The organism is Schnuerera sp. (genome assembly GCF_035459645.1).
In the GTDB taxonomy this organism is placed as follows: domain Bacteria; phylum Bacillota; class Clostridia; order Tissierellales; family Tepidimicrobiaceae; genus Schnuerera.
In genome coordinates, this window is record NZ_DATHXO010000163.1 from 1 (window position 1) to 6,947 (window position 6,947).

General features: G+C 36.2%; 7 protein-coding genes. All 7 read left to right on the forward strand.

Annotated elements, in window-relative coordinates:
* Positions 1–375, forward strand: a 375-nt coding sequence (locus VK998_RS03965; RefSeq protein ID WP_325225729.1) for a helicase-related protein, incomplete at its 5' end; no start/stop codon positions are given.
* Positions 375–3,272 (forward strand): DNA-directed RNA polymerase subunit beta', encoded by a 2,898-nt coding sequence (gene rpoC, locus VK998_RS03970; protein ID WP_414713554.1) that lies wholly within the window; start codon positions 375–377, stop codon positions 3,270–3,272. The genes VK998_RS03965 and rpoC, both read left to right, overlap by 1 nt.
* A 113-nt stretch (positions 3,273–3,385) precedes the next feature.
* Entirely contained in the window at positions 3,386–3,628 is a 243-nt protein-coding gene (locus VK998_RS03975) for a ribosomal L7Ae/L30e/S12e/Gadd45 family protein (RefSeq protein ID WP_325225730.1), read from the forward strand.
* 27 nt (positions 3,629–3,655) lie between these two features.
* Positions 3,656–4,069 (forward strand): 30S ribosomal protein S12, encoded by a 414-nt coding sequence (rpsL, locus tag VK998_RS03980; RefSeq protein WP_325225733.1) that lies wholly within the window; start codon positions 3,656–3,658, stop codon positions 4,067–4,069.
* A gap of 122 nt (positions 4,070–4,191) precedes the next feature.
* Positions 4,192–4,662: a 30S ribosomal protein S7 gene (gene rpsG, locus VK998_RS03985; RefSeq protein ID WP_325225735.1), complete on the forward strand. Its 471-nt coding sequence runs from the start codon at positions 4,192–4,194 to the stop codon at positions 4,660–4,662.
* Positions 4,663–4,731: 69 nt separating this feature from the next.
* Entirely contained in the window at positions 4,732–6,801 is a 2,070-nt protein-coding gene (gene fusA / locus VK998_RS03990; RefSeq protein ID WP_325225736.1) for an elongation factor G, read from the forward strand.
* Positions 6,802–6,825: 24 nt separating this feature from the next.
* The coding region (locus VK998_RS03995) for a GTP-binding protein (protein ID WP_325225739.1) at positions 6,826–6,947 on the forward strand (122 nt) is incomplete at its 3' end.

Sequence of the window (6,947 nt, forward strand, 5' to 3'; positions counted from 1 at the left end):
ATGACCTACCATAAGTTTTCGGACAAACTGCAATGCCATTATTGCCGGAAGGAAAAACCCAAACCGCGGGAGTGCCCCTCCTGTAATTCGTGGGATATGCATTTGTATGGAATGGGGACTGAAAAACTGGAGGAACAACTGGGGGTATTGCTCCCGGGAGTGCGGATTGACCGGATGGATTACGATACGGCATCAGGAAGGACCCGTCTGGAGAAAATTCTGACCCGATTTGCCAATAATGATACGCAAATATTAGTCGGTACCCAGATGATTGCAAAGGGACTGGATTTCGAAAATGTTGGCCTGGTGGTGGTTCCCAAAGCAGATCAGTTATTTGCTTTTCCGGATTTCAGGGCTGCGGAAGGCTTGAGGTAGTGGAAGCTTTTAGGGCTTCTGGTAATAGACCAGAGTGGATGATATTAGATGTAATTCCTGTTATCCCACCAGATTTAAGACCTATGGTTCAATTAGATGGGGGTAGGTTTGCAACATCGGATTTAAATGACCTGTATAGAAGGGTTATTAATAGAAACAATCGATTAAAAAGGTTATTAGATTTAGGAGCACCAGATATAATAGTTAGAAATGAAAAAAGGATGCTACAAGAAGCAGTAGATGCGTTAATTGATAATGGACGTAGAGGTAGACCGGTTACTGGGCCAGGAAATAGACCTTTAAAATCGTTATCTGATATGCTAAAAGGAAAACAAGGTAGGTTTAGACAAAACTTATTAGGTAAACGGGTAGACTATTCTGGCCGTTCAGTAATAGTAGTTGGACCAGAATTGAAATTTTATCAATGTGGATTACCAAAGAAAATGGCATTAGAGTTGTTTAAACCTTTTGTAATGAAAAAATTAGTTCAAGAAGGATATGCTCATAACATTAAATCTGCTAAGCGGATGGTAGAAAGAATGAAATCAGTTGTATGGGATGTATTAGACGAAGTAATCAAGGATCATCCTGTATTACTTAACAGAGCACCTACTCTTCATAGATTAGGAATTCAAGCATTTGAACCTGTATTGGTAGAAGGGAAAGCGATAAAACTACATCCTCTTGTTTGTACCGCTTATAATGCGGATTTTGATGGGGATCAAATGGCTGTACACGTTCCATTATCTACTGAAGCTCAAGCAGAGGCAAGGCTTTTAATGTTATCTGTTAACAATATATTGGCACCCAAGGATGGAAAGCCAATAACAACCCCAACTCAAGACATGGTATTAGGTAGTTATTATTTAACTCTTGATAATCCAGGAGAAAAAGGGGAAGGGAAAATTTTCAAAGATTATGATGAGATGTTGCAGGCTTATTATAATGGTGATGTAGGCATACATGCAAAAGTAAAGGTAAGGAAGAAAATAGATGAAAATGATAGAGGTGTACTTGTAGAAAGTACAGTAGGAAGGTTCATATTTAACGACAGTATACCACAAAATTTAGGCTTTGTAGATAGAAAAAAAGACAAATATTCTTTGGAAATTGATATATTAGTAGATAAAAAAACCTTAGGAAATATAATCGAAAGATGTTATAGAAAACATGGAAACACTGTAACAGCATCTGTATTAGATCGAATTAAGGAGCTGGGTTTTCATTATTCAACAAAAGGCGCCATAAGTATAAGTATGGGAGATATTATAGTACCTGAAAAGAAAATGGAATTGTTAGGAAAATCGGAAGAAGAAGTTGATAAATTTGAAAAGTCTTATAGACGAGGATTGATTTCAGACGAAGAAAGATATGAAAAAGTAATTGAAATATGGAATAGGACTACAGAAGATATTACAGAAGCATTAATGGATAAATTAGATCATATGAACAATATATATATAATGGCTCATTCAGGAGCAAGAGGTAGTAAGAACCAGATTAGACAGTTAGCTGGTATGAGAGGTTTAATGGCAAGTGCTTCTGGTAAGACTATAGAAATTCCTATAAAGTCTAATTTTAGGGAAGGGCTAGATGTTTTAGAATTTTTCATATCCACTCATGGTTCAAGAAAAGGATTAGCGGATACAGCTCTGAGAACTGCTGACTCTGGTTACTTAACTAGAAGACTGGTAGATGTTAGTCAAGATGTAATAGTGAGAGAAGAGGAATGCGGTACGGATCAATACTTAGTTGCAAAAGCATTTAAGGATGGTAGAGAAGTAATTGAAGAGCTAAAAGATAGAATAGTAGGAAGATATACTGTAGAAAATATACTAGATCCTAAAACAAAGGAAATAATAGTAGAGAAAGACCATATGATTACAGAGGATATAGCAGAAAACATACAAGATGCAGGAATAGAGGAAGTAAAAGTTAGGTCTGTTCTAGGTTGTAAAACACGTCATGGAGTATGCGCTCATTGTTACGGAAGGAATCTAGCTACTGGAGACCCAGTAAATGTAGGAGAGGCTGTCGGGACTATAGCTGCCCAGTCTATTGGTGAACCAGGAACTCAACTTACGATGCGTACATTCCATACAGGTGGAGTAGCTGGTGCTGATATAACTCAAGGTTTGCCAAGGGTAGAAGAGTTATTTGAAGCAAGAAAACCTAAAGGTCTTGCTATTATTTCGGAAATTTCAGGAGAAATAGCCATAAACGAAACCAAGAAGAAAAAAGAAGTAGTAGTCACATCTAAAGATGGAAATAGAAAGTCCTATAATATAAATTATGGTTCTAGATTAAAGGTAAGGGATGGCGACTTTATTGAAGCAGGAGATGAAATTACTGAAGGTTCAGTGAACCCTCATGATATATTAAAGATAAAAGGAATTCATGGAGTACAAAATTATTTAGTAAAAGAAGTACAAAGGGTATATAGGCTCCAAGGAGTAGATATAGCGGATAAACATATTGAAATAATAGTTAGACAAATGTTAGGCAAGGTTAAAGTAGAGGATTCGGGAGATACAGAACTATTACCAGGGAGCTTAGTAAGCATCCATGATTTTGAAGATATAAATAAAGAAGCAATAGAAAATGGAAATGAACCTGCGGTAGGTAGAAGAACTCTTCTTGGAATAACTAAAGCTTCATTAGCTACTGAATCTTTCCTTTCTGCTGCTAGTTTCCAGGAAACCACTAGAGTATTAACAGAAGCAGCTATTAAAGGAAAAGAAGATCACCTTATAGGGTTAAAAGAAAATGTTATAATTGGTAAGCTAATTCCTGCAGGAACAGGTATGAGAAGATATAAAAATATAGATGTAGTATATGAAGAGGAAGAAGAAATAATAGACTTAGAAGAAAATATTGTTGACACTGAAAATAACTGATGATAGAATATATAAGTGTGAAAATTTCAAGTAAACTCTTTTGATGACATGTAGATTATGTGGGCGTTTTGTCCACATAATCTTTAAAATGTTTAGAAGGGGGAAGAAACTTTATGGTATCTAAGCTTAACACAGACAAGAAAATAGTTGGAACTAAAGAGGTAAAGAGAGCATTGATGAGTGGAGAAGTAAAAACAGTATATATAGCAAAAGATGCAGATAAAAGAGTAACAAATGAAATTACCATGGCTTGTGATGAAAAACAAATTCCAGTAGTTTATGTAGAAACTATGAAGAAATTGGGAGAAACATGTAAAATAGATGTTAGTGCAGCCAGTGCTGCATTACTAAAATAATATTTATATATAGAAGGAGGTGCAATAATGCCAACAATTAATCAATTGATTAGGAAAGGAAGGAAAAAGGTTGAATACAAATCCAAATCCCCAGCACTAGGTATTAACTTTAACTCACTAAAAAAGGAAGCTAATACAGTCCATTCTCCACAAAAAAGAGGAGTTTGTACAGCGGTTAGAACTGTTACACCAAAGAAGCCTAACTCAGCCCTTAGAAAAGTTGCTAGAGTTAGACTTACAAATGGAGTAGAAGTTGCTGCTTATATTCCTGGTATTGGACATAATTTACAAGAACATAGTGTTGTATTGATAAGAGGTGGAAGAATTAAAGACCTTCCAGGTGTCAGATACCATATAGTTAGAGGTACCTTAGATACAGCAGGAGTAGAGGGAAGGATGCAATCTAGATCCAAATATGGGGTCAAAAGGCCTAAGAAATAGTAATTGTGCTGACGATGCATGGAATTATTCCATTTATATATAGATGCATTAGGCGCACAACGGCAGAATAAATCTGTCGAGTACCAATGAATTTACTTTATATGGTTAAGGAGGGAAGCAAAGTGCCAAGAAAAGGATATGTGGCTAAAAGAGAGGTTTCACCAGATCCGATATACAATGACGTAGTGGTTACAAAGCTTATTAACAGTATTATGCTTGATGGAAAAAAAGGAATTGCACAAGGCATTGTATATGGTGCATTTGATTATATATCAGAAAAAACTGGTGAGGAACCTTTAGAAGTATTTTATAAAGGCATGAATAATATAATGCCCGTATTAGAAGTTAAAGCTAGACGTATTGGTGGAGCAACATACCAAGTCCCAGTTGAAGTAAGGCCAGAAAGAAGAGAAACTTTAGGCTTGCGTTGGCTTGTTCGTTATTCAAGAGCAAGAGGTGAAAAAACCATGGTAGAGAGATTAGCTAAGGAGATAATGGATGCAGCTAACAATACAGGCGCAAGTGTTAAGAAAAGAGAAGAAACTCACAAGATGGCAGAAGCAAACAAAGCATTCGCACATTATAGATGGTAGATTACGGATGGTAGTCTGTTAATAATAAACGTGTGGAGGGGGACATAGAATCAGGAAGGAGGAAGTATTGTGTCCAGAGAATTTCCATTAGAGAAAACACGAAACATAGGAATAATGGCCCATATAGATGCAGGAAAAACAACTACCACAGAGAGGATATTGTTTTATACTGGAAAAATTCATAAAGTAGGAGAAACCCACGAAGGTGCTGCCCAAATGGATTGGATGGAACAAGAGCAGGAAAGAGGAATAACAATAACATCAGCAGCTACTACATGCCATTGGAGGGGTCATAGGGTTAATGTTATAGATACGCCAGGCCACGTGGATTTTACTGTAGAAGTTGAAAGATCCCTTAGAATCTTAGATGGTGCAGTGGCAGTATTTTGTGCTAAAGGAGGAGTAGAACCTCAATCAGAAACAGTTTGGAGACAGGCGGATAAATATCACGTTCCCCGAATGGCTTTCGTCAACAAGATGGATATTGTTGGAGCAGATTATTTTAGAGTAATAGATATGATTAAGGATAGATTAAAAGCCAATCCAGTCCCCATTCAGTTACCCATTGGAAAAGAAGACCATTTTACTGGAGTCGTAGACTTAGTGAATATGAATGCCAGAATCTATAATGATGATCTTGGAGAAGATATAGAAGTAGTAGATATACCAGAAGATTTAAAAGATTTGGCAGAAGAGTACAGGGAAAACTTATTGGAAAAGATAGCTGAATATGATGAGGAGTTAATGATTAAATATCTTGAAGGAGAAGAGATAACTCCTGAAGAGATTGTAGATGCAATAAGAACTGCTACGGTCAAGGTGGAAATAACTCCAGTTTTATGTGGTTCATCTTATAAAAATAAAGGTGTTCAACCTTTATTAGATGCCATAGTAGATTATTTACCTTCACCATTAGATATACCTCCAATAAAGGGATTAGCAGTAGATTCAGATGAAACTGAAGAAAGACGTTCTTCTGATGACGAGCCATTTTCTGCATTAGCATTTAAAATAGTAACAGATCCTTATGTTGGGAAATTAGCATATTTTAGGGTATATTCTGGTACGCTTGAAGCAGGGTCTTATGTATATAACCCTATTAAAGGCAAAAGGGAAAGAATAGGTAGGATTCTTTTGATGCATGCTAACAAAAGAGAAGAAGTAAAAGAAGTTTATGCAGGAGATATTGCTGCGGCAGTTGGATTAAAAGATACTTCTACAGGGGATACATTATGTGACATAGATAATCAAATCATATTAGAGACTATGGAGTTTCCAGAACCTGTTATAGAAGTAGCTATTGAACCAAAAACAAAGGCTAGTCAAGAAAAGATGAGTGTAGCTTTAGCAAAACTTGCAGAAGAAGATCCTACATTTAAAACATTTACTAATGAGGAAACAGGCCAGATTATAATCGCTGGAATGGGTGAACTACATTTAGAAATAATCGTTGATAGACTTTTAAGAGAATTTAAAGTAGAAGCCAATGTAGGTAATCCTCAAGTAGCTTACAAGGAATCTATTTCAGTAGCTGCTGAAACAGATACTAGATATGTAAGACAATCTGGTGGTCGTGGTCAATATGGTCATGTTAAGATAAAAATAGAGCCACAGGAACCAGGTGCAGGCTATGAATTTGTTAATAAAATAGTAGGGGGAGTTATACCGAAAGAGTATATATCCTCTGTAGACAATGGAATTCAAGAAGCTATGCAATCAGGTATAATTGGAGGCTATCCTGTAGTAGATATTAAAGTAACTCTTTTTGATGGGTCATATCATGAGGTTGACTCTTCGGAGATGGCATTTAAAATTGCTGGTTCTATGGCTTTTAAAGAAGCTATGGAAAAAGCAAAACCGGTATTATTAGAACCAATAATGAAGGTAGAGGTTATTATGCCAGAAGAATATATGGGTGATGTAATAGGAGATATAAATTCAAGACGAGGTAGAATAGAAGGCATGGAACCAAGAAGTGGTGTTCAGGTAGTAAGAGGATATGTTCCACTATCTGAAATGTTTGGTTATGCAACAGATCTTCGTTCTAACACTCAAGGTAGAGCAGTTTATTCAATGCAATTTGATCACTATGAACCAGTGCCAAGTAGCATTGCAGAAAAAATTTTAGGTCATAATTAACAATTATTTAAGGAGGAATAGATAATGGGAAAAGCAAAATTTGAAAGGACTAAACCTCACGTAAACATAGGAACAATAGGTCACGTAGACCATGGTAAAACAACATTAACAGCAGCAATAACAATGGTGTTAAATAGTAGATTTGG